Origin of the sequence: Rhodococcus sp. ZPP (assembly GCF_017656075.1) — a bacterium.
GTDB classification, from domain to species: Bacteria; Actinomycetota; Actinomycetes; order Mycobacteriales; family Mycobacteriaceae; genus Rhodococcus_F; species Rhodococcus_F oxybenzonivorans.
In genome coordinates this window covers 706,226-726,396 of record NZ_CP058638.1, presented here as the reverse complement: position 1 = coordinate 726,396, position 20,171 = coordinate 706,226, and the positions used below count along the sequence as shown (strand labels likewise).

Annotated in this window: 23 protein-coding genes; 13 read left to right on the top strand and 10 right to left on the bottom strand. The window is 65.5% G+C overall.

Annotated features, from left to right (window positions below):
- Nucleotides 1-16: 16 nt before the first annotated feature.
- From HYG77_RS03360 to cobU, 3 genes are read right to left on the bottom strand one after another with little or no spacing between them, the layout of a single operon-like run.
- Nucleotides 17-757 carry an adenosylcobinamide-GDP ribazoletransferase gene (locus HYG77_RS03360; RefSeq protein WP_208961836.1) on the bottom strand — a complete coding sequence of 247 codons (741 nt, stop codon included), beginning with the start codon at nucleotides 755-757 and terminating at the stop codon, nucleotides 17-19.
- Between the two features lie 2 nt (nucleotides 758-759).
- A complete protein-coding gene (gene cobT / locus HYG77_RS03355) occupies nucleotides 760-1,857 on the bottom strand; it encodes a nicotinate-nucleotide--dimethylbenzimidazole phosphoribosyltransferase (protein ID WP_109329181.1) in 1,098 nt (365 codons plus the stop codon).
- Complete coding sequence (gene cobU, locus HYG77_RS03350) at nucleotides 1,854-2,501, bottom strand: bifunctional adenosylcobinamide kinase/adenosylcobinamide-phosphate guanylyltransferase (protein WP_109329183.1); 648 nt, start codon at nucleotides 2,499-2,501, stop codon at nucleotides 1,854-1,856. Before cobU ends, cobT begins: the two co-directional genes overlap by 4 nt.
- A 100-nt stretch (nucleotides 2,502-2,601) precedes the next feature.
- On the opposite strand from cobU, the gene HYG77_RS03345 reads away from it, so the two are divergent.
- Nucleotides 2,602-2,805, top strand: coding sequence for a hypothetical protein (locus tag HYG77_RS03345; protein WP_208961835.1), 204 nt, complete (start codon nucleotides 2,602-2,604; stop codon nucleotides 2,803-2,805).
- A 17-nt stretch (nucleotides 2,806-2,822) separates the two neighbouring features.
- Here the strand turns inward: HYG77_RS03345 and HYG77_RS03340 are convergent, their stop codons facing one another.
- Entirely contained in the window at nucleotides 2,823-3,479 is a 657-nt protein-coding gene (locus HYG77_RS03340) for a DUF3043 domain-containing protein (RefSeq protein WP_109329187.1), read from the bottom strand.
- Between the two features lie 145 nt (nucleotides 3,480-3,624).
- On the opposite strand from HYG77_RS03340, the gene HYG77_RS03335 reads away from it, so the two are divergent.
- The 7 genes from HYG77_RS03335 to HYG77_RS03305 all read left to right on the top strand — a co-directional run bounded on the left by HYG77_RS03335 (nucleotide 3,625) and on the right by HYG77_RS03305 (nucleotide 8,564).
- Nucleotides 3,625-4,077, top strand: coding sequence for a metalloregulator ArsR/SmtB family transcription factor (locus tag HYG77_RS03335; protein ID WP_109329189.1), 453 nt, complete (start codon nucleotides 3,625-3,627; stop codon nucleotides 4,075-4,077).
- A complete protein-coding gene (locus HYG77_RS03330; RefSeq protein WP_208961834.1) occupies nucleotides 4,074-5,096 on the top strand; it encodes a cation diffusion facilitator family transporter in 1,023 nt (340 codons plus the stop codon). Before HYG77_RS03335 ends, HYG77_RS03330 begins: the two co-directional genes overlap by 4 nt.
- A gap of 40 nt (nucleotides 5,097-5,136) precedes the next feature.
- A complete protein-coding gene (locus HYG77_RS03325) occupies nucleotides 5,137-6,027 on the top strand; it encodes a class I SAM-dependent methyltransferase (protein ID WP_244373441.1) in 891 nt (296 codons plus the stop codon).
- Nucleotides 5,930-6,490, top strand: coding sequence for a copper resistance CopC family protein (locus tag HYG77_RS03320; RefSeq protein ID WP_208961833.1), 561 nt, complete (start codon nucleotides 5,930-5,932; stop codon nucleotides 6,488-6,490). Before HYG77_RS03325 ends, HYG77_RS03320 begins: the two co-directional genes overlap by 98 nt.
- A 125-nt stretch (nucleotides 6,491-6,615) precedes the next feature.
- Nucleotides 6,616-6,876, top strand: a complete 261-nt coding sequence (locus HYG77_RS03315; RefSeq protein ID WP_208961832.1) for a hypothetical protein — start codon at nucleotides 6,616-6,618, stop codon at nucleotides 6,874-6,876.
- A 188-nt stretch (nucleotides 6,877-7,064) separates the two neighbouring features.
- Nucleotides 7,065-7,415, top strand: coding sequence for an iron-sulfur cluster assembly accessory protein (locus HYG77_RS03310; protein ID WP_109329195.1), 351 nt, complete (start codon nucleotides 7,065-7,067; stop codon nucleotides 7,413-7,415).
- 174 nt (nucleotides 7,416-7,589) lie between these two features.
- Entirely contained in the window at nucleotides 7,590-8,564 is a 975-nt protein-coding gene (locus tag HYG77_RS03305; protein WP_208961831.1) for a carbohydrate kinase family protein, read from the top strand.
- A 71-nt stretch (nucleotides 8,565-8,635) separates the two neighbouring features.
- Here HYG77_RS03305 and asnB read toward each other — a convergent pair whose 3' ends face one another.
- Entirely contained in the window at nucleotides 8,636-10,561 is a 1,926-nt protein-coding gene (gene asnB, locus HYG77_RS03300) for an asparagine synthase (glutamine-hydrolyzing) (RefSeq protein ID WP_208961830.1), read from the bottom strand.
- Between the two features lie 252 nt (nucleotides 10,562-10,813).
- On the opposite strand from asnB, the gene HYG77_RS03295 reads away from it, so the two are divergent.
- Both HYG77_RS03295 and HYG77_RS03290 read left to right on the top strand, forming a co-directional pair.
- Nucleotides 10,814-11,887: a cytochrome c oxidase subunit II gene (locus HYG77_RS03295; RefSeq protein ID WP_208961829.1), complete on the top strand. Its 1,074-nt coding sequence runs from the start codon at nucleotides 10,814-10,816 to the stop codon at nucleotides 11,885-11,887.
- Nucleotides 11,888-11,928: 41 nt separating this feature from the next.
- Complete coding sequence (locus HYG77_RS03290; protein ID WP_109329202.1) at nucleotides 11,929-12,345, top strand: cytochrome c oxidase subunit 4; 417 nt, start codon at nucleotides 11,929-11,931, stop codon at nucleotides 12,343-12,345.
- Nucleotides 12,346-12,414: 69 nt separating this feature from the next.
- Here HYG77_RS03290 and HYG77_RS03285 read toward each other — a convergent pair whose 3' ends face one another.
- On the bottom strand, nucleotides 12,415-13,017 hold the full coding sequence (locus HYG77_RS03285) for a TetR/AcrR family transcriptional regulator (protein WP_208961828.1): 603 nt from the start codon (nucleotides 13,015-13,017) through the stop codon (nucleotides 12,415-12,417).
- 67 nt (nucleotides 13,018-13,084) lie between these two features.
- Between HYG77_RS03285 and HYG77_RS03280 the strand changes: the two genes are divergently transcribed.
- Nucleotides 13,085-14,020 carry a DMT family transporter gene (locus HYG77_RS03280; protein WP_208961827.1) on the top strand — a complete coding sequence of 312 codons (936 nt, stop codon included), beginning with the start codon at nucleotides 13,085-13,087 and terminating at the stop codon, nucleotides 14,018-14,020.
- Between the two features lie 17 nt (nucleotides 14,021-14,037).
- On the opposite strand, the gene HYG77_RS03275 is transcribed toward HYG77_RS03280, so the two are convergent.
- The 4 genes from HYG77_RS03275 to HYG77_RS03260 form a co-directional block, all read right to left on the bottom strand.
- Nucleotides 14,038-15,681, bottom strand: coding sequence for a cytochrome bc complex cytochrome b subunit (locus HYG77_RS03275; RefSeq protein WP_208963267.1), 1,644 nt, complete (start codon nucleotides 15,679-15,681; stop codon nucleotides 14,038-14,040).
- 29 nt (nucleotides 15,682-15,710) lie between these two features.
- Nucleotides 15,711-16,853 carry a ubiquinol-cytochrome c reductase iron-sulfur subunit gene (locus HYG77_RS03270; RefSeq protein WP_109329208.1) on the bottom strand — a complete coding sequence of 381 codons (1,143 nt, stop codon included), beginning with the start codon at nucleotides 16,851-16,853 and terminating at the stop codon, nucleotides 15,711-15,713.
- Complete coding sequence (locus tag HYG77_RS03265) at nucleotides 16,850-17,701, bottom strand: cytochrome c (RefSeq protein ID WP_204164917.1); 852 nt, start codon at nucleotides 17,699-17,701, stop codon at nucleotides 16,850-16,852. The genes HYG77_RS03270 and HYG77_RS03265 overlap by 4 nt, the downstream gene beginning before the upstream one ends.
- 63 nt (nucleotides 17,702-17,764) lie before the next feature.
- Complete coding sequence (locus HYG77_RS03260; protein ID WP_109329212.1) at nucleotides 17,765-18,376, bottom strand: heme-copper oxidase subunit III; 612 nt, start codon at nucleotides 18,374-18,376, stop codon at nucleotides 17,765-17,767.
- A 126-nt stretch (nucleotides 18,377-18,502) separates the two neighbouring features.
- Between HYG77_RS03260 and HYG77_RS03255 the strand changes: the two genes are divergently transcribed.
- Together HYG77_RS03255 and trpD are read left to right on the top strand one after the other, a co-directional pair.
- On the top strand, nucleotides 18,503-18,991 hold the full coding sequence (locus HYG77_RS03255) for a hypothetical protein (protein ID WP_109329214.1): 489 nt from the start codon (nucleotides 18,503-18,505) through the stop codon (nucleotides 18,989-18,991).
- 73 nt (nucleotides 18,992-19,064) lie between these two features.
- Complete coding sequence (gene trpD, locus HYG77_RS03250; protein ID WP_244461340.1) at nucleotides 19,065-20,153, top strand: anthranilate phosphoribosyltransferase; 1,089 nt, start codon at nucleotides 19,065-19,067, stop codon at nucleotides 20,151-20,153.
- The last annotated feature ends 18 nt before the right edge of the window (nucleotides 20,154-20,171 follow it).

The following is a 20,171-nucleotide window of genomic DNA, read 5'->3' as shown; positions in this document are numbered from 1 at the left end:
GCTTCTCGGCGGTCGCTCAGAGGAGGAAACCGACCGCTGCGGCCGCAACCGTGATCTCGATCGCGGCACCCAGCACGTCACCGTTCACGCCTGCGAACCGGCGGACACAGTGCGCCACCAACAGAGCCGACAGGGCGAGAGTCACCGCGACGACGATGATCCCGTGCCACCAGTCGGGGCCGCACCACGCCGCTGCTGCTAGCAGCGGGACCGTCCAGGCGAACGCCGTCCACCACGACTGTGTTTCGGCAACGAGTGCGCCGAAACCTTCAGTGGCCGATGCCGGAACTCCACGGCGGCAAGCGAATACGACGGCGACGCGCCCGGTCGCCACGGCGACTGCTACGGCCCCGAACTGTCCTGCAACGGCGAGGGAACCGAAAGCAAGAGCCTGTGTCCCGAGGCAGATCAGCAGGGCGCACACGCCGAACGGGCCTGCGCCGCCACTGTGCATCACAGCCTTTGCGCGTTCCGGCGGCCCGTAACACCCGAGACCGTCGACCGTGTCGGACAACCCGTCGATGTGCATGCCACGAGTGGCGAGCGCGAGAGCCCCGACCGTCAACAGCCCTCCCAGGGCCGGGATCAGTCCTGCCGACACCAGGAGCCACAGTAGGCCGGCAGCCAACACGCCCAGAGCCGCACCGGTCACGGGTGCATATCGGATCGCGCGCCCGCCTGCCACACGGTCCACGCTGTCGGGGCCGCGGAGCGGGAGCACGGTCAACCAGGAAAATGCCAGCAACAACCCAGACACGATCAGTCCACGTCGGCGACGTCGGCCTCGGTGACGTCGCCGGTGCTGACTCCCGCCTCGTCGAACGTCGCCATGAATGCGAGTGTGGCCACGGCACCTTGCAGGATCGGTAGTGCGGCCACCGCGCCCGACCCCTCACCCAAGCGCATGTCGAGTTCGAGGAGAGGGTCCAGCTGCAGGTGTTTCAGGGCGATCGTGTGTGCCGGTTCGGTCGACCGGTGTCCCGCGAGCCACCACGCGCGGGCGCCGTGGGCCAGTTCCTCGGCAACCATGGCAGCGGCCGTGACGACGACGCCGTCGAGGATCACCGGCGTCCGGCGCGCGGACGCCTGCGCGAGAAAACCTGCCATCGCTGCAATGTCCGCGCCCGACACGGTGCGTAACAAGGCCACCGTGTCGCGGACGACGGGCCGAGCGCGGCGCAGGGCGTCGCGGATCACCGCCGTCTTTCGTATCCACCCGGCGTCGTCGATACCGGTTCCCCGACCCACCGCTGCGACGGGCTCGGTGTCCGTCAGCGCCGCGATGAGCACCGTGGCAGGGGTGGTGTTGCCGATTCCCATGTCTCCGGCGATGAGAAGATCAGCGCCGGAATCTATTTCGTGATCCGCGATGGAGCGGCCGGCTTCGATGGCCCGCAGGGTCTCTTCGGAAGTGAGTGCGTCCTCGCGGTCGATCACCCCCGACGAGCGCCGCACCTTGTACGCCGACACCGTCGGATCGGTGTCGCCGTCGACCGACATGTCGACCACGCGCACACTGGCACCCGCTCGGTCGGCGAGAGTGTTGACCGCGGCCCCGCCGCCGAGAAAATTGGCGACCATTTGCGCCGTCACTTCGGGGGGATACGCCGACACCCCGGTGCGCGCGACTCCGTGATCCCCGGCAAAGACGACGACGCGGGCCCGTTCGAAAGGTGCGGGCGGGCATATTCCCTGGCATGCCGATGCCCAGCATGCGAGTACCTCGAGCCGTCCCAGTGAGCCGGCCGGTTTGGTGAGCTGCAGTTGACGAGCTTCGGCCGTGCGGCGGATCGTGTCGTCCGGTGGGGGAACCGGATCGAACCGACCGGGGTCGTTGCTCACGGACTCGCTCGTCACGCTTGGCCTCTCGTTCGACTGGGAACTGTCGTCCCGGATGCATTCGCGGCGGGAAGGTCTTTCAGGGTCATGGTCAGCCCGGCCACCACGAGGACTGCCCGATCGCAGACCTCGGCCAGCCGGGCGTTGAGGGCACCGATTTCGTCGCGAAAGAGGCGTCCGGAGCGGGTCTCCGGGATGACGCCGAGGCCGACCTCCGGTGTCACGAGGACGAGGTCACCGGGGTAGTCGCGGACGCTCGCGACCAGTTCCTCAACCTCGCCTGCGAGGGTGCCTCGTGGCAGATCCCAGGCACCGGCGGCGTCGAACTCCACGGTCAGCCAGGTGCCCAGATCGTCCACCAGGGTGACAGGGGCGTCGGTGGACGACCGCAATTGTTCGGCGAGGTCGCGGCCCGGGGCCGTCTCGATCGTGGTCCAGGTGGCGGGACGGCGGACTCGGTGCTGCTCGACGCGGTCCTCCCAATCGACATCGCTGGGATCGCGGCGACTGGTGGCGAGGTAGCGGACCGATCCGGTACCCGCGAGAGTGTGCGCCAGCCGTTCGGCGTATGCCGACTTCCCGGATCGTGCGCCGCCGAGAACCAGGGTTCGCGAGGACCTGTGGGGGAGATCCGGTCGGTTCGGGGGTTCGGCGGGGGACACGGACGCAAACGCTACCAACCCGACAATTTGGCAGTATTTTGACGTACATCGTCATTTGCGCCACTGTTGGCCGGAAGGCGTCGAGCGGAGACTTTCAGCCATGACTGAGTTCCTCGCCCTTGTAGCGCTGAACGCGGCCGTGATGTTCGCCGGGAAGCGCCTGGGCACGCCACGCCCGTGGATTCGCCGCAGTTTCCGCGACAACTTTTTCCGGCCGGCCGACCCGCGTGCGGATCAGTCCGATAGCCACGACGCCCAACTGGGCCGACTACTCGCCGAGTCGCACCGCGCGCCGCATCACTGATGCGAAGAGGGTGAGTCCTAGATTGCGTCGCCCGGACGAACCCGGGGCTTCGGAGCGCGAAGCTTACGAATCTGCGACGCCCGAACGAACGCATACCAGCCGAGTTTGAAGCCGCCGTCGATCGTATCCGGGAAGCGCTCGCGCACCCGGGAGTTGATCTTGCGACCCAGCCACACGCCTTCTGCGGCCATGAACAGCATCATCACGAGCATCGCCAGCGTCACGATCGCCTGCAGGGCGGGGCTGACGAACATCGCCATGATCAGTACCAGCGCCAGTGGCATGAAAAGTCCGACGAGGTTGCGCCGGGCGTCGACGATGTCGCGGACATACGCGCGGACCGGCCCCTTGTCGCGAGGCAGGAGGTACTTGTCCTCCCCTGCGAGCATGCGGGCGCGCCGCTCGGACGCCGTGGCCCGCCGTTCCGCGGCAGCGATCTTGCGTTCTTCCTTGCTGCCCCGCGTGGCTTTGCGGCGGGCCCGCGCCTCTTTCGCTGTCAGAGGTGCCGGTGCCACAGGTCCTCGCCGCCTCGCTTCCGCGTCGCGGCGTTTAGGGGTCGGACGGCCCTTGCCGACCTGTTCGGCGGACTCGGATTCCGGTGCCGTGGACGGCGCGGCCGTCTCGGCATCCCGCTTGTCTGAATTGTCCGAATCACCGCGGCGTAGCAATTTCACTCTTCCAGCCTATGGGAAGACGCGGTTACGAGGAAAACTGCCCTCGCACCGATATGCGGGGTGGCCTCGGCGGGCGAAGGCTTCGTGGGTGCGAGGACTTGCCCGGTTTCGGTAGAGACGGCGGATTGCGCGTTATTATCTGCGTATGAATGCAGATAACGGTTCATGCCGTCGGCGCTTGCCGGACGATCAGGTTGATCTGGTGGTCGAGGTCTTCCGCATGCTGGCCGATTCCACCCGCGTGCAGGTGCTGTGGGCGTTGGTGGATCGAGAGTTGTCGGTCAACGACCTGGCCGAGCATGTGGGAAAGCCTGCCCCGTCGGTGTCGCAGCATTTGGCGAAGCTGCGGATGGCGCGTTTGGTGCGTACACGGAAGGAAGGCACCCAGGTGATCTACCGGCTGGAGAATGATCACATCCGCCAGTTGGTTACCGATGCCGTGTTCAATGCGGAGCATGCCGGGCCGGGTGTTCCAGGGCATCACCGCACCGGTGACGAGTTGCGGATTCTGCATCCCGAGCGAAAGTCGGGTTCGGCTCCGTCTTCGGCAGGTGCCGAGGTTCCGGCACCCGCACGTGCGGAGGGTGGACAGGCATGAGTCACGCACCGAAACCACCGACTCACACCCACGGTCGCGGTCACGGGCATGAGGGTGGTGGCCGGTTCCGGGCGGCAGTGCGGGAGGTGTTCGCCCCGCACAGTCACGACGCAGCGGACAGTGTGGACGACGCCCTCGAATCGAGCGAGATCGGCATTCGGGCGGTGAAGATCAGCCTGGTCGCGCTGGGTGTCACCGCGATTGCTCAGTTGATGATCGTCGCCGTGTCGGGTTCGGTCGCATTGCTGGCGGACACGGTGCACAACTTCTCCGACGCACTGACCGCGATTCCGTTGTGGATTGCGTTCGCGCTCGGGCGTCGGGCGGCCACTCGCCGCTATACCTACGGGTTCGGGCGGGCCGAGGACTTGGCGGGGCTGTTCGTGGTCGCGATGATCACGCTGTCCGCATTGATCGCCGGAGTCGAAGCCGTGCGGCGACTGATCACCCCGGTCCCGATCGAGCACGTCGGGTGGGTTGCCGCGGCAGGACTCGTCGGATTCGTCGGTAACGAATTCGTCGCCCTCTACCGCATTCGGGTGGGCCGCCAGATCGGCTCCGCCGCCCTGGTCGCCGACGGATTGCACGCACGCACCGACGGTTTCACCTCCCTGGCCGTGCTGTTCGGCGCGGGGGGTGTGGCCCTGGGCTTCCCCTTGGCGGACCCCATCGTCGGACTGGTCATCACCGTGGCGATCCTCGCGGTCCTGCGCACCGCGGTGCGGGACGTGTTCCGCCGTTTGATGGACGGGGTCGATCCGGAACTCGTCGACGCCGCCGAGGAATCGTTGTCCGTAGAACCCGGGGTGAGTGAGGTGCGCAGCGTGCGAATGCGGTGGATCGGGCACCGTCTGCATGCCGACGTCGAGCTCGACATCGACCCCGAAATCAGCCTGGCCGAAGCGCACCGGTTAGCGCACGAGGCCGAGCACACCTTGACCCATGCGGTGCCGAAATTGTCCACCGCACTCGTCCATGCCTACCCCGCCCACCAACACGTTGTCGCCGGCGCGCCCTGATGCGCGTCGGCCGGGGTAGCTCACCGAAGGGAAAGTCGTCATGGGACTCGCTCAACGACTGCTCGGCGGATCTCACGGACACGCCGACCACTCGAGCGGAGGACTGATTCGGCGCGCCCAATTATACGAGTGGTTCTCCGCAGTGGGGTTCGGTGGTTTCCGTCGCCGGGTCTTCGACGGCCTGGTCGCGCTGTCCGGTGCGAAGCCGGGGGATGAGGTGCTCGACATCGGTTGCGGAACCGGCATCTTCTCCCGCCGTGCAGCCCGCGTGGTGCGTCCGGGTGGGCGGGTGGTGGGCATCGATCCGTCACCGCCGATGATGGAGTACGCGGCCCGGCGAGCCCTGGCGAACTGCACCTTCGTGATCGCCGGCGCCGAAGACCTTCCCCAGCCGGACGCGTCTTTCGACCTCGTGATCTCCAGCCTGGCCATTCATCACATTCCACCCGAACTGCGAGCGAAGGCGCTTGCAGAGGCGTTCCGGGTGCTCAGGCCCGGCGGGAAATTGTTGATCGCCGACTTCCGGCCACCGCGCAACCGCATCGCCAACCACCTCGTCGGAGCTGTGAGCGGCCATGCGATGCAGCACATCCGATCCACGAATTGGCCGGTTCGGTTCGCGGCGCCGGATTCGCGGTCACCGGGAGCGGTGACCGCTGGCCCCGCCTGCATTGCCTTCAGACAACACGACCCTGATCCACGATTTTCAGGCGCTCCCGGCTCGAGACCTATCCTGGTCCGAAAGTTCGTTGCTCCCCTGGAAGACCTTCTTGCCAGCGCGCTGCCTTCGCGGATCGGTGACTGTGCTCGACACCAAAGAAATGAAGAAACACATGACTTCCTGGTTCACCCGCGCCGTCCTCGTCGCGGCCGCGGTCTTCGCCTGCGCCGCTCTGACCGCCGGCCCGGGAATGGCTCACGCCGCGCTTGAAAGCAGCAACCCGGCCGACGGCACCCAGATCGATGCCGCCCCGGACAACGTCACCCTGGTGTTCAATCAGGACATTCAACCGAACTTCGCCGCCCTGACCGTGGTGGGTTCCGACGGCGCCCAGTGGGGGCGCTCCGAGCCGGCCGTCGACGGCCGGCTCCTGAGCGTCGACCTGGACGGTCTCGGCGCTGCCGGGCAGTACACCGTCGCGTTCCGGGTCGTCTCCTCCGACGGTCATCCGATCGCCGGCACCTACACCTTCGACCTCACCCAGGCAGGGGCCGAGGCTACTCCCACCGCCGGTACAGCGCTTTCGGTGACCAGGGCTGCAAACCCCTCCCAAGCGCAGCCTGCGGAGGAGTCCGGTGGATTCCCCGTCTGGATCCTGCTGGTGATCGGTGTGGTGGTCGTCGGCGGCGCGGTCACCTTCATGCTCGCCAAAACGCCGAACACCCGAAGATGACCTCACGGTTCGTACTCGGCCGTCCACCCCGCCGACATCCGGCGGGGTGGACGGCCGGTCGTGTTTCCGGCCTCCGCTGGACGGCCCGATCTCGGTACACTTCGGGTACAAGCGAGGTGCTGACGATGTGGACGGTAGCGAAGCTCGAGGTCGAGGATCTGCGGTGGTCCTGGGTGGTGATCGCCGTTGCCGCCGGCATCCTGGGCCTGCTGGTTCTGCCCCCGATATACCTCTTCTTCCTCGCGGCCGTGATCGGCTTCTCAGGGATGAGCATGTTCAGCACCCGCACCCACCGAACCAGCGGTGCCACATTCGCATCTATCGGTCTCGGCATGCTGATTCCGGCCTCGGCAGCACTCGTCCTGCAGGGGATCAATTCTCTCTGACGACGGCCGCGGGGGCACGGCCTAGTTAAGGGGAACCCTTCGGTAGTAACCGGAAATCGCGACGTCGGATACCATGGACGATGATTGCTGTGCGGTCGCGCCGCAGAGGCAATGAAACCCGGGAATAAGTCGGGCGCGGAGTACCGTTGAAGCGTTCACGGGTTTGTTACGAACTACAGGGAGAGCCCATGACTGTGCAGAACGAGACCGCCACCCACGGCGTCAAGATGACCGAGGCTGCGTCCGCCAAGGCAAAGGCGCTGCTCGATCAGGAGGGTCGTGACGACCTCGCACTGCGTATCGCCGTGCAACCCGGCGGCTGCGCAGGACTGCGTTACCAGCTTTTCTTCGACGATCGCAACCTCGACGGCGACCTCATCGTCGACTTCGGCGGGGTAGCCCTCGCTGTGGACCGGATGAGCGCGCCGTACGTCGAAGGTGCGTCGATCGATTTCGTCGACACCATCGAGAAGCAGGGGTTCACGATCGACAACCCCAACGCCACCGGGTCCTGCGCCTGCGGCGACTCCTTCAACTGAGTCCCGGGCCGGCCGACAACTGAATCGAAAAGTCTGATGCGGAGCTCAGGTTCCGTGTCAGACTTTTTGGTGTCCGGACACCACTGTCCACCTCGCCGTGCTCCCACCCGATCATGGGTGGTACTGCGGGTACGGTGAGAAATCCCGCCCGAACTCACCGAAAGGCATCCGCCCGTGACAATTGCGGTAACCGGTTCCATCGCCACCGACCACCTGATGCGGTTCCCCGGCCGGTTCGCCGAGCAACTGCTCGCCGATCAGCTCAGCCATATCTCGTTGAGTTTCCTGGTCGATGACCTCGTGGTCCGGCGTGGGGGAGTGGGCGGCAACATCGCGTACGCCATGGGTGTTCTGGGCGGCTCGCCGCTCCTCGTCGGTGCCGTGGGGGCCGACTTCGCCGATTACCGTGAGTGGCTCGAGAGCAACGGCGTCGACTGCACCGCCGTTCGGATCTCCACGACGGCGCACACCGCGCGGTTCGTCTGCACCACGGATGAGGACATGGCGCAGATCGCGTCGTTCTACCCCGGCGCAATGAGCGAGGCTCGCGAGATCGAGCTCGAACAGGTCACCGGAACTAGTGGAAGTGTCGACTTGGTGCTGATCGGCGCCAACGACCCCGCCGCGATGATCCGACACACGGACGAATGCAGGCAGAAGAACATTCCATTTGCGGCCGACCCCTCGCAGCAGCTGGCCCGACTCAACGGTGACGAGGCAACGGCGCTGATCCGAGGCGCCAAGTACCTGTTCACCAACGAGTACGAATGGGGATTGCTCCAGCAGAAGACCGGGCTGTCCGAGGAGCAGATTCGTGCGCAGGTCGGCGTCCGGGTCACCACGCTGGGTTCGAAGGGCGTCGACATCGTCGAGTCGGACGGAACCCATACCCGGGTCACCGTCGTACCGGAGAAGGGCAAAGTCGACCCCACCGGTGTCGGCGACGGATTCCGGGCCGGATTCCTTCTCGCGCACAGCGCCGGCCTGAGTTTCGAGCGCTCCGCCCAGCTGGGATCGCTCGTCGCCGTGCTCGTCCTGGAGACAATGGGAACCCAGGAGTGGACCTTCGACCGGGACGAGGCCGTCAAACGACTGGCCGATGCGTACGGCGCCACCGCGGCCGACGAGATTGCGGCGTTTCTCCCGTAAGAGGCGGCTCCGCCGCTCGTGAGTGGTTGAGGAGTCCCTGGACTCGTCAACCACTCACAGGCGCGGAGCGCCTAGAGGGACACCGGGTACGCAGGCTCCGCGATCTTCGGGGTGATCCGGTTCTCGACGAAGATGCCGTGCCAGACCATGAAGGTCAGGACGGTCCACAGGCGACGGCTGTGATCTGAGACGCCGTCCCGGTGATCGTCGAGCATCTTCGCGACGGCGGCCTTGCCGAGCAGATGGTCGGTGCCGGACGCGGCGATCTGCTCGTGCGCCCAGTCGAAGAGTTCCGTGCCGCGTAACCAGTGCCGAAGCGGCACGGGAAACCCGAGCTTGGCCCGGTGCAGCACGTGGCCGGGCACGATGCCTTCGAGAGCCTGCCGTAGCGCGTACTTCGTGGTGTTCTTGGTGATTTTCTGTTCCAACGGCACCCGGGAGGCCACCTCGAACACCTCCGGGTCGAGGAAGGGCACCCGCAGTTCGAGGGAGTTGGCCATGGTCATCTTGTCTGCCTTGACCAGGATGTCACCGCGCAACCAGGTGAACAGGTCGAGGTGCTGCATGCGGGCCACGGGGTCCCATCCCTGCGACTGGGCGTAGATCGGGTCCGTGACGTCCCGATGCGTCCATTCGGGACGGAAATCGCGCAGCACCGTGCGCAGCTGGGCGTCGTTGAAGCTGCGGGCGTTGCCGTAGTACCGCTCCTCGAGGGTGAGCGAACCGCGATTGAGCAGGCTCTTTCCGCGTGTCCCGTCGGGGATCCGTTCCGACAAGCGTCCGGCGGCCCGCCGCAGACCCTTCGGCAGATACTCGAACGGCTTCAGTGACAGCGGCTCGCGGTAGATGGTGTAGCCGCCGAACAACTCGTCGGCGCCCTCGCCCGACAGCACCACCTTGACGTGCTTGCGGGCTTCCTTCGCGACGAACCACAGCGGGACGAGGGCCGGATCGGCGACGGGGTCGTCGAGGTACCACACGATCTCCGGGATAGCCGCCGCGAATTCCGCGGGGCTGACCACCTTGACGACGTGCCGTGCCCCGATGGCCTCTGCCGACTCGGCCGCGACGTCGACCTCGGAATAGCCCTCCCGCTCGAAGCCGGTGGTGAAGGTGATCAGGTTCGGATTGTGGCGCATCGCGAGCGCCGCAATGGCCGTCGAATCGATGCCGCCCGACAGGAAGGACCCAACCGTGACATCGGCGCGCATGTGCTTGGCGACAGAATCCTCCAGAGCCGCCGCGATCTCCGCATACCGGGCCTTCTCCGTTCCCGCGGTGAAGGGCTGCACCGGAAAGGCAGGGGCGAAATACCGGGTGATCACCGGTGCCTCGCCCGGACGCACCCGCGCGAAGCAGCCCGATTCGAGTCGGCGGATGTCCTTGTGCAACGTCTCCGGCTCCGGCACGTACTGCAACACCGTGTAGTGCTCCACGGCCCGCGGATCGAGGTCCGTACCGATACCGATGAGGTCGGCCAGCTCGAGCAGGCTCTTCTTCTCGCTGCCGAACGCGGTGCCGCCCGTCCCCGTCGCCAGAAACAGAGGCTTGATGCCGAAGGGGTCGCGGGCGATGAACAGCTCCCGCGTCTCGGTGTCCCAGATCGCGAACGCGAACATGCCGCGCAGGCGCCGCACAGCGTCCTCGCCCCAGTAATGGAACGCCGCGACGATGGCCTCACTGTCGCCTTCGGTCACGAACTGCGCCCCGAACTGCTCGGCCAGTTCCGCGCGAACCTCGAGGTAGTTGTAGATCTCACCGTTGAAGGTGAGGGCGTACCGCTGCGGGTTCTCGGCAGGACCCCACCGCAACGGCTGGTGGGAGTGTTCGATGTCGATGATCGACAGCCGATTGAAGCCGAACACGAGGTGATCGTCGTGCCACGTCCCGTGCTCGTCCGGCCCGCGATGCCGCAGGCAGTGCATCGCCTCGTCGACCTGTGAGACGGCGTAGTCGCTGGTTTCTCCAGAGGTCAGTAGCCCGAGCAGTCCGCACACAGCGTCCGGTACCTCAATTCAGAATCTGGGATGCTCCACACGGGTGTGGAGAGGTCAGGGAACTCTGCCGGAAAGTATGCCGCAGATTCCCGCGGCGGCCGGTTCCGGCCGTCGAGGACACCGCCCCGGCAGCGGCGGCGACACGACCGCCCGACCCGAGGAGGGACGGCCATCCGCTTTGGTCTACGCTGCGTAGTAATTGGGCCTTCCCATCGGGTGTGCCCTAGTGGAATTTGCGGCGATCAGGAAGGCGTGAACGTGGCGCAAGGTCGGATCCTTCGGCGGGCAGGGTTGGCAGCATCTTTGGGCGTTGCTGCCTTGCTGCTGTCGGGTTGTTCAATCGACAACGAAGTGCTTCGTTTCGGGTGGCCTTCGGGCGTAACCCCGCAGGCAGAACGCATGCGTGAGCTCTGGACCTGGTCGGTCATCGCCGCCCTCGTCATGGGCATCCTGGTGTGGGGCCTCACCTTCTGGGCGGTGATCTTCCATCGTAAGAAGAAGGACTCTCCCGAGTTCCCTCGCCAGACTGCGTACAACGTGCCGCTCGAGTTGGCGTACACCGCCGTCCCGTTCGTCATCATCGCCGTTCTGTTCTACTTCACGGTGGTCGTGCAGAACCACGTCCTCGACAAGGAGGACAACCCCAACGTCGTGGTCGACGTCACTGCCTACCAGTGGAACTGGAAGTTCGGTTACCGCTCCATCGATCTCGGTGACGGCCAGGCCAAGTACGACGGCATCGACCAGGAGGCCCAGGCGGCCGTCGAGGCAGGCGCGGCGTCCGGAACCGAGCACGGGGGCGAGGGCGGTCACGCGCAGCCCGGTGCAATCCACGGCAAGTCCCCGCAGGACCTGTCCTACCTGCACTACGACAAGATCGAGACCATCGGCTCCAGCCAGGAGATCCCGATCCTCGTCTTGCCGACCGGTAAGCGGATCCAGTTCGAGCTCGCCTCCTCTGACGTCATCCACTCCTTCTGGGTGCCGGAGTTCCTCTTCAAGCGGGACGTCAACCCGAACCCCAAGGAGAACCAGTCCGACAACGTCTTCCAGATCAGTGAGATCGAGAAGGAAGGCGCCTTCGTGGGACGCTGCGCCGAGATGTGCGGAACGTTCCACGCGATGATGAACTTCGAGGTTCGCGCCGTGAGCCCGGACAAGTTCGCGCAGTACATCGATCTGCGTAAGCCTGCCGACGAGGGTGGCCGGGCGCTGACCACGGCGGAGGCTCTCGAGGCTATCGGCGAGTCGCCTGTGGCGACCTCCACCTCACCGTTCACCACCGATCGCGGCTACCAGCAGGCGAGCGGTGTCGAAGGTAACTGACCCCGCTGCTGATACCTCATTGACCAAGGACAAGTGCTGATATGAAGATCGAAGCCAAGCTCTTCGAGATCCTGACGGTATTCTTCATTCTCGTCGCGATCGTCTACGGCGTGTTCACCGCCGTCTCCCGGACCGGTATCGAGTGGGCGGGTCTGACCGGCATCTGCCTGTCGGCGGGCCTGACATTGATCATCGGTACCTACTTCCGGTTCGTCGCCCGCCGCCTCGACACCCGGCCCGAGGACTACGAGGACGCAGAAATTGCCGACGGCGCCGGCGACCTCGGGTTCTTCAGCCCCGGAAGCTACTGGCCCATCCTGCTGGCCGGTGCAGCGGCCCTCGCCGGCCTCGCGCTGGCGTTCTTCCAGCCCTGGATGATCGTCGTTGCAGTTGTTGCCGTGTTGGCGGCAGCGGCAGGCCTGGTCTTCGAGTACCACGTCGGACCTGAAAAGCACTGAGCATCAACACCCACGGCGGGGCGTCGGAATCCTTGGGGATTCCGACGCCCCGCCGTTGTTGTCGCATCTCTAGCGGGAGGCCGTGACGGCCGCGCGCAGCAGTGCCTGTGACCGAGCCGACGCGAGGGTGAGCGCGTCCTCGAACACGTGAAGACCATGTGCCACCAGAGCCCCCTCGTGGAGCAGCATGAAGGTGCAGGCAAGTTCGTCGGCGTCTGACACCGCCGCGTCGGCGCATACCTGCGTGAACAGTGCGAGCATCCACCGCTTCTGATCGATGATGACGCGGTACGCCGGATGGGCTGGGTCGCTGATCTCGGCGTGCGCGTTCACCATGCTGCAGCCCTTTGTACTGTGCTGACCGGCCCAGTCGCGGGATGCGTCGAAGATAGCCTTCAGGCGTCCGTCCGGTGAGCTGCCCGCTGCGTCGAGATAGCCGGCAAGGAACAGTCGCCAGCGCTCGTCGCGGTCGGCGAGGTACTCGACCACGAGCTGTTCCTTGGACCCGAACCGGTCGTACAGCGTCTTCTTCGTGACGCCCGCCTCCGCAGCGATGAGATCGACCCCCACAGCCGAGATTCCGCGTTCGTAGAACAAGCGGTCGGCTGCGGCCAGGGCACGTCGGGCCCCCGGGGTCAGCGTGACTCGTCTCGGTTCCGGCACTGTGCTCATGACAGAAGTATACAGATCGGTATAGCGTGGGTTGCTACATAGATCTGTATACCCGGGGAGGTTCTTCGTGAATGTACTTCTCGCTGTGGCCTTCGTCGTGTGCTGGAGTTCGGGCTTCATCGGAGCGAAACTCGGTGCCGGCACCGCCGATCCCATCACCCTGCTCATGTGGCGGTTCCTGCCCCTCGCCGTGGTGCTTGTCCTCTGCACAATGCTCTTCGGACTCCACCTCTGGAGTGGCATACGAATGCACACGGTGCGGCGCGAGATTGTCATCGGCGCCCTGTCGCAAACGGGCTACCTCCTCACCGTCTACCAGGCAATCGGCTTGGGGGTCTCCAGTGGGACCACGGCGCTGATCGACGGTACTCAGCCTCTCGTCGTCGCCGTACTTGCCGGACCGCTGCTGAGGGAGTATGTCGGGCCGCGTCAATGGTGGGGTCTGGCGCTCGGTGTGGCCGGAGTCGTGACGGTCACCGTCGGCGATGCCGCCTCGTCCGGAGGAGTGGTGTGGTGGGCGTATATGGTGCCGTTCGCAGGGATGCTCTCACTGGTAGCCGCGACGTTCTTGGCGCGCCGCTCACCTCGGGACACCGATCCCACGGTGTCGCTGACGATCCACTGTGTCACCAGCGCGGTGTTGTTCACCGCGATGGCCGCAGCGGGCGGAGATGTGACTCCACCGGCTGACGCCACATTCTGGCTTGCCGTGACCTGGTTGGTGGTTCTGTCCACCTTCGGCGGCTACGGCCTGTACTGGCTGGTGCTGCGACGCAATGGTGTCACCCGGGTCAATACGCTGATGTTTCTGATGGCACCCGTGACGGCGGTGTGGGGGGCCGTGGCCTTCGGTGAGCCCTTCGGAGCCCTCACCGCGACAGGCCTGCTGTTGAGTCTCGGTGCAGTGATAGTGGTGTTCCGTGCGCAGTCGCGAGAGGAGGGAGGAGACGTAGCTCGTCCTATAGAGGCAGGGCCCCGAACCACAAGTGGTTCGGGGCCCTGATCAGTGCGGGGTCAGCCTCAGTGGGCCTCGCCGTTGCCGGAGCTTCCATTGCCGGAGCGTCCGTTGCCGTGCACCCGATTCTGCAGCTCGGTCAGCATGGTGAGCTGTTCGCGTTCACCATGATGCAGAGCGGCCTCGAGAGCTTCGCTCTCTTCGATCGGGTCAGCGGTGACAAGGCTGCCGGAGCCGGGCTTGCCTGCGGAGCCGAGCTTGTTCATCTTCTTCGGGATGGCCGCACCCTGGTACTCGAGCGGAATCGGGTGGCCATGGCCGTCGACCGGGCCGAGCGGCTGGTGGATCTCGATGTACTGACCGTTGGGCATCCGCTTGATGATGCCGGTCTCGATGCCGTGCTCGAGAACCTCACGGTCGCTGCGCTGCAGACCCAGGCAGAACCGGTACGCCACGAAGAATGCGAGGGGCGGCAGCAGCACCATGCCGATACGGCCGATCCAGGTCATCGCGTTCAACGAAATGCTCAGGTGGTACGCGATGATGTCGTTGATGCAGGAGATCGTCAGAACGGCATAGAACGTCAGTGCCATCGCGCCGATCGCCGTGCGGACCGGAACGTCCCGCGGACGCTGCAGCAGGTTGTGGTGAGCGTCGTCCTTGGTCAGACGCTTCTCGATCCATGGGTAGGCGATGAGGACGGTGAAGACGAGCCCCATGATCAGCGCCACCGCGAACACGGCAGGGATGGTGTACCGGTCGAACAGGTAGATCTCCCACGCGGGCCACAGACGGGCCAGGCCGTCCGTCCACATCATGTAGATGTCGGGCTGCGACCCGGCGGACACCTGTGCCGGGTTGTACGGGCCGATGGTCCACACCGGGTTGATCTGCAGCACGCCGCCCATGACGGCGAGAACACCGAAGGTGATGGCGAAGAACGCACCCGACTTGACGGCGAAGACGGGGAGGATTCGGACGCCGACGACGTTCTGTTCCGTGCGGCCGGGGCCGGGGAACTGCGTGTGCTTCTGGTACCAGACGAGCGCGAGGTGACCGGCGATCAGCGCGAGGATGATGCCGGGGAAGAGCAGGACGTGCGCCACGTAGAGCCGGGGGATGATCAGGTCGCCGGGGAAGTCGCCGCCGAAGATCACCCAGTGCAGCCAAGTGCCGGCGATCGGGATGCTCAAGGTGATACCGGAGAACGCGGCACGCAGGCCCGTGCCCGACAGGAGGTCGTCGGGAATGGTGTAACCGAAGAAACCCTCGAACATGGCCAAGATCAAGAGAAGGCAACCGATGACCCAGTTCGCTTCACGCGGACGCCGGAAGGCCCCGGTGAAGAAGATGCGCATCAGGTGCACCACGATGGATGCCGCGAACATCAACGCCGCCCAGTGGTGAATCTGCCGGACGAACAATCCGCCGCGCACCTCGAAGGAGATGTTCAGTGTGGTCTCGTATGCGCGCGACATGGTGACGCCACGCAGAGGCTCGTACGCGCCGTTGTAGACCACGTGGGCCATCGACGGGTCGAAGAACAAGGTCAGGTAGACACCCGAGATCAGCAGAATGACGAAGCTGTACAGCGCGATCTCACCGAGCAGGAACGACCAGTGGGTGGGGAAGACCTTGTTGATCTGCCGCCGCATTCCGGCCGCAAGGTGGTAACGGGAGTCCATTGCCTCCGCCTGGCCGGCGGCCATGGCGTTCAGTTTGGACGGTTTGTTGTTGGTCACGGTCGACGCTCCCAAAATGCCGGGCCGAGAGCTTCGATGTAGTCACCGGTGGCGACCAGGAAACCCTCTTCGTTCACTGTAATAGGCAACTGCGGAAGTGCACGAGCAGCAGGACCGAAAATCGGCTTTCCGTAGGTCAGCGCGTCGAACTGCGACTGGTGGCACGGGCAGAGGATTCGGTTGGTCTGCTGTTCGTACAGCGACGTGGGGCAGCCGAGGTGGGTGCAGATCTTCGAGAAGGCGAAGTAGTCGCCGTAGTTGAAGCTCTCCTGGCCCTTACGCTTGGTGACCCTTTCGGTGTCTTCGGTGCGCAGACGGATGAGCATCGTCGCGTTGCGGATGCCGCGCAGGCCTGCGAGCAGGGCGTCGTGGTCGCCGCGGTCGGACTCGCGGAAGGGGAAAACGGTTTCCATGGCACCGGCGTCGAGGTCTTCCGGACGGACGAGGACGACGTCCTCGGGTCGACCGGTGTCTCGGCGCAGGTAGATGGTCTCGCCGGCGTAGCGGGGCGTCCAGCCGGACACCCAGAGCGGCGAATCGTCACGCTGCGCCCACGGGTTCTTGACCAGGCCACCGAGCGGCATCAACGACATGATTCCGAGTGCGCCACCACCGAAGAGGAGGCTGCGCTTGATGAGCTTGCGGCGGCCGAGCGTCGAGGTGTCGAAGGAGTCTCCGAGTTCCGCGACGATGGTCCGGCGGTCCGTCTCGGACGATCCGCCGTCGTGGCGATCCTGAACGGACAGCTCTTCCGGGATGAACTTCTTGGTGAACTGGACGGCGCCAACACCCAGGCCGAGGATGGCCAGACCCATGGTGAGACCGATCAGCGGGGTGTACAGGCTGTACGCCGAGTAGTTCTCTTCACCGGCGCCGGCGTACTCCCACGGCCAGAACAGGTAGATCGCGATGAACGCCACGGCCGAGACGCCGGCGAGGGCGAACCAGAACGCCACGGAGCGTTCGGCACGCTTCTCGGCCTTGGTTCCTTCGACCGCCCAGCGGTTGCGGCGGAACGCGACATCGACCCCGTCGAGGTTGGTACCGAGTTCGACCAGCTCGTCGCGGCTCAGGTTCTCGAGTTCCGCGTCCGTGTATTTCTTTGGCGTAGCGCCGCCCGGTTGGCCAGCGTCGCTCATGACCTTGCTCCGATCCACAGTGCTGCACCGACGACAGCGATGATTCCGACGACCCACATGGCCAAGCCCTCGGATGCCGGACCTATGCCGCCGAGTCCGTATCCACCGGGCTGCTTCGTCTCGCCCGACGACTTGATGTAGGCGATGATGTCCTTCTTCTCCTCGAGGGTCAGCTGACGGTCCGAGAACTTGGGCATGTTCTGCGGTCCGGTGACCATCGCGGTGTAGATCTGCTGCTCGTTGGCCGGGTCCAGGACGGGCGCGTACTTGCCGGAGGACAGTGCTCCGCCGCGACCGGTGAAGTTGTGGCAGGACGCGCAGTTGAGGCGGAAGAGTTCGCTGCCTCGTCCGATGTCGCCGCCGCGCAGCGAGGACTGGGCGATTTCGCCGTTCTCGTCGCGCACGACCGTGGGGCCGCCGCCGTTGGCCTGGATGTAGGCGCCGATGGCGTCCGTCTGCTCCGCGTCGAACTTGAGAGGCTTGCGCTCGATCTGCGCCTCGTTACGCGAGGCGGGCATGCGTCCCGACGACACCTGGAAGTAGACGGCGGCCTCACCGACACCGATCAGGCTGGGCCCGCGGTCCTGCACACCCTGAAGGTTCGCACCGTGGCAGGTGATGCACGACGTGTCGTACAACTGTTTGCCTTCGCGGATCAGTGCTGCCTGATCGTCGGTTGCGGTGGCCACCTGCGGGGTAGGCGTCAACGCGGACGCGAGGAAACCGGCGCTGACCAGTCCCATCATCAGGACCAGGGCGCCCGTGACGCGACGGCGTAGCTTGCGCTGGCGACGCGTCTTCGCGGCAGACGCCGTGGTATCGGATGCGGGCGGGGGGGATGAACTCATCTGTATCCCTTTGGTATGTCGGGACGGACTGGACGTCAGGGGGCTGCCTGGGCGTTCAGCTGATCAACGGATGAAATAGATCGTGGCAAACAGGGCGATCCACACGATGTCGACGAAGTGCCAGTAGTACGAGACGACGATCGCGGCGGTGGCCTGAGCGGGCGTGAACTTGCTGACCTTGGTGCGGGCAATCAGGAAGACGAACGCGATGAGACCGCCGATGACGTGGAGACCGTGGAATCCCGTGGTCATGTAGAACACCGAGCCGTACACGCTGCTCGAGATGGACGTGCCGTGCTCGACGAGGTGCACGTACTCGTATGCCTGGCCGAGCACGAAGAACGTGCCCATGGCGAGGGTGAGCAGGTACCAGCGACGCAGACCGAAAACGTCACCGCGCTCGGCCGCGAACACGCCCATCTGGCACGTGAACGACGAGGCGATCAGCACGAGCGTCACCGGCACGGCGAGGAAGAGGTTCAGCTCGGTCGGCTCCGGCGGCCAGTTCCCATTCGCCTGTGCTCTGGCCACGAAATACATGGCGAAGAGCCCTGCGAAGAACATGAGCTCACTTGACAACCACACGATGGTGCCAACGCTGACCATGTTTGGTCGGTTCAGCGAGTGCACGCGTTGGGTGATTGCTGATCCTGAAGTCCCTACTGCGCTCGTCACAGACAGAAGTATGACGCTTCGTCGTAAGAGACGACTACCCGGGTCCACCCTCGGCGCGCCGACGCGTCCCGCTTGTCCGATTCTGCCTGCTGACACGCTGGTAGCGGGGCATGAAAGGGTGGAGGAATGCGAACTCGTGACAACAGTACGGGGTGGTGGCGGAGACTGTTCGGCGGCGGCAGGTCGGCGCCTCCACTGGATCCGGACCGGGAAGATCTCGTCGTGGTCGCCTCCTGCTTCGACGACGTGGAGGCGTGCTCGACCACGCTCGAACGCGCGGCCTCGGAGACTCCGGTGTGGCGGGCCGGCGAGGAGGCCGTGCTGCGTCACCATTTGCGACTGCCGGCGACCTCGGTCGGCGAGGCGGAGTCCATTGCCGCGCAGGACGGATACCGGCCACGGCGCACCGGCGTCGCGGTTGCCGACGCCTCCGACGCCTCCGGGGCGGCCGAGGGGACCGCGGAGTTGGTGTTGCAACGGGTCCAGGTGCTGGACGCGCTGCACTGTTCCCAGGAACGGTCGAGAATGGCCGGGCTGGCGCAGCGTCTCGGTGGGGACGTCGCGGGGTGGGACGCAATGCAACCGGTGCGCGAGACGGATGCGCAAGGCAACTAGGCTGCGGAGAGCGGATCACACGAGTACACATCGCTACGAGTTTCGAGGGGACACGACGATGCAGAGCCCGATCGTGCAGGGCCCGGACGCCCAGGGGACGAACGACACGACCCCACCGGTCCGCACGTGGCCGTCGGTTCTCGGGGCGCTCACCGAAGGACGCGACCTGTCGGTGGAAGACGCGACGTGGGCGATGGACGAAATCATGTCCGACAATGCCACGTCCGCCCAGATCGCCGCGTTCGGTGTCGGCCTCAAGATGAAGGGTGTCGTTCCGGAAGAACTGCGCGGACTGGCCGACTCGATGCTGGGCCATGCGCGCAAGGTGCCGGTCGATGCCGATGTCGTGGACATCGTGGGTACCGGTGGCGACCGGTCCAACACCGTCAACATCTCCACGATGGCGTCGATCGTGGTGGCGGCCAGCGGTATTCGGGTGGTGAAGCATGGAAACCGGGCCGCTTCCTCGAAAAGTGGCGGCGCCGACGTACTCGAAGCACTCGGTGTCCGGATCAACTTGGGGCCCGACGAGGTGGCACGCTCCTTGCGCGAGGCCGGTATCGGTTTCTGCTTCGCGCCGGTCTTCCATCCCGCCCTCCGGTTCGCGGCGGCGCCGCGTAAGGAAATCGGCATCCCGACGGTGTTCAATGTGCTGGGGCCTCTCACCAATCCGGCGCGGCCGCGCGCGGGACTCATCGGCTGCGCGTTCCTCGATCTGATCCCGGTTGTCGCTGGGGTGCTGGCGCAGCGCGGTAACTCCGCACTCGTGGTGCGGGGGGATGACGGCCTCGACGAGCTGACGACGTCGAGCACGTCGACCGTGTATCTCGTGTCCGAGGGATCGGTGACGGTGCGTCAGCTCGATCCTCGCGATCTCGGTATCGCCCGGGTGTCGCTGGACGAGCTGCGGGGCGGGGACGCCGAAGTGAACGCGCTGGTGGCACGGCGCCTCCTCGACGGCGAGGCCGGGCCGGTGCGTGACGCGGTGCTACTCAACGCTGCCGGCGCCATTGCGGCCTTCCGTGGTCTCGGCGACCGCCCGCTCGAAGAAATCTTGGCCGAGGGTATTACGACGGCAGCTCAGGCAATCGACAGTGGAGCGGCGGCGGCACTTCTGGCGAAGTGGGCCGCAGTCACCTCGGCGATGACGGCGACCAAGTAGCGCGCCGCCCGGCGCCGG

Coding starts and splice junctions, on each gene's coding strand:
- HYG77_RS03345 (WP_208961835.1), top strand. CDS start 2,602: ATGACTGAGTTCCTCGCCCTTGTAGCGCTGAACGCGGCCGTGATGTTC.
- HYG77_RS03335 (WP_109329189.1), top strand. CDS start 3,625: ATGAATGCAGATAACGGTTCATGCCGTCGGCGCTTGCCGGACGATCAG.
- HYG77_RS03330 (WP_208961834.1), top strand. CDS start 4,074: ATGAGTCACGCACCGAAACCACCGACTCACACCCACGGTCGCGGTCAC.
- HYG77_RS03325 (WP_244373441.1), top strand. CDS start 5,137: ATGGGACTCGCTCAACGACTGCTCGGCGGATCTCACGGACACGCCGAC.
- HYG77_RS03320 (WP_208961833.1), top strand. CDS start 5,930: ATGACTTCCTGGTTCACCCGCGCCGTCCTCGTCGCGGCCGCGGTCTTC.
- HYG77_RS03315 (WP_208961832.1), top strand. CDS start 6,616: ATGTGGACGGTAGCGAAGCTCGAGGTCGAGGATCTGCGGTGGTCCTGG.
- HYG77_RS03310 (WP_109329195.1), top strand. CDS start 7,065: ATGACTGTGCAGAACGAGACCGCCACCCACGGCGTCAAGATGACCGAG.
- HYG77_RS03290 (WP_109329202.1), top strand. CDS start 11,929: ATGAAGATCGAAGCCAAGCTCTTCGAGATCCTGACGGTATTCTTCATT.
- HYG77_RS03285 (WP_208961828.1), bottom strand. CDS start 13,017: ATGAGCACAGTGCCGGAACCGAGACGAGTCACGCTGACCCCGGGGGCC.
- HYG77_RS03275 (WP_208963267.1), bottom strand. CDS start 15,681: ATGGCCGCCGGCCAGGCGGAGGCAATGGACTCCCGTTACCACCTTGCG.
- HYG77_RS03270 (WP_109329208.1), bottom strand. CDS start 16,853: ATGAGCGACGCTGGCCAACCGGGCGGCGCTACGCCAAAGAAATACACG.
- HYG77_RS03265 (WP_204164917.1), bottom strand. CDS start 17,701: ATGAGTTCATCCCCCCCGCCCGCATCCGATACCACGGCGTCTGCCGCG.
- HYG77_RS03255 (WP_109329214.1), top strand. CDS start 18,503: ATGCGAACTCGTGACAACAGTACGGGGTGGTGGCGGAGACTGTTCGGC.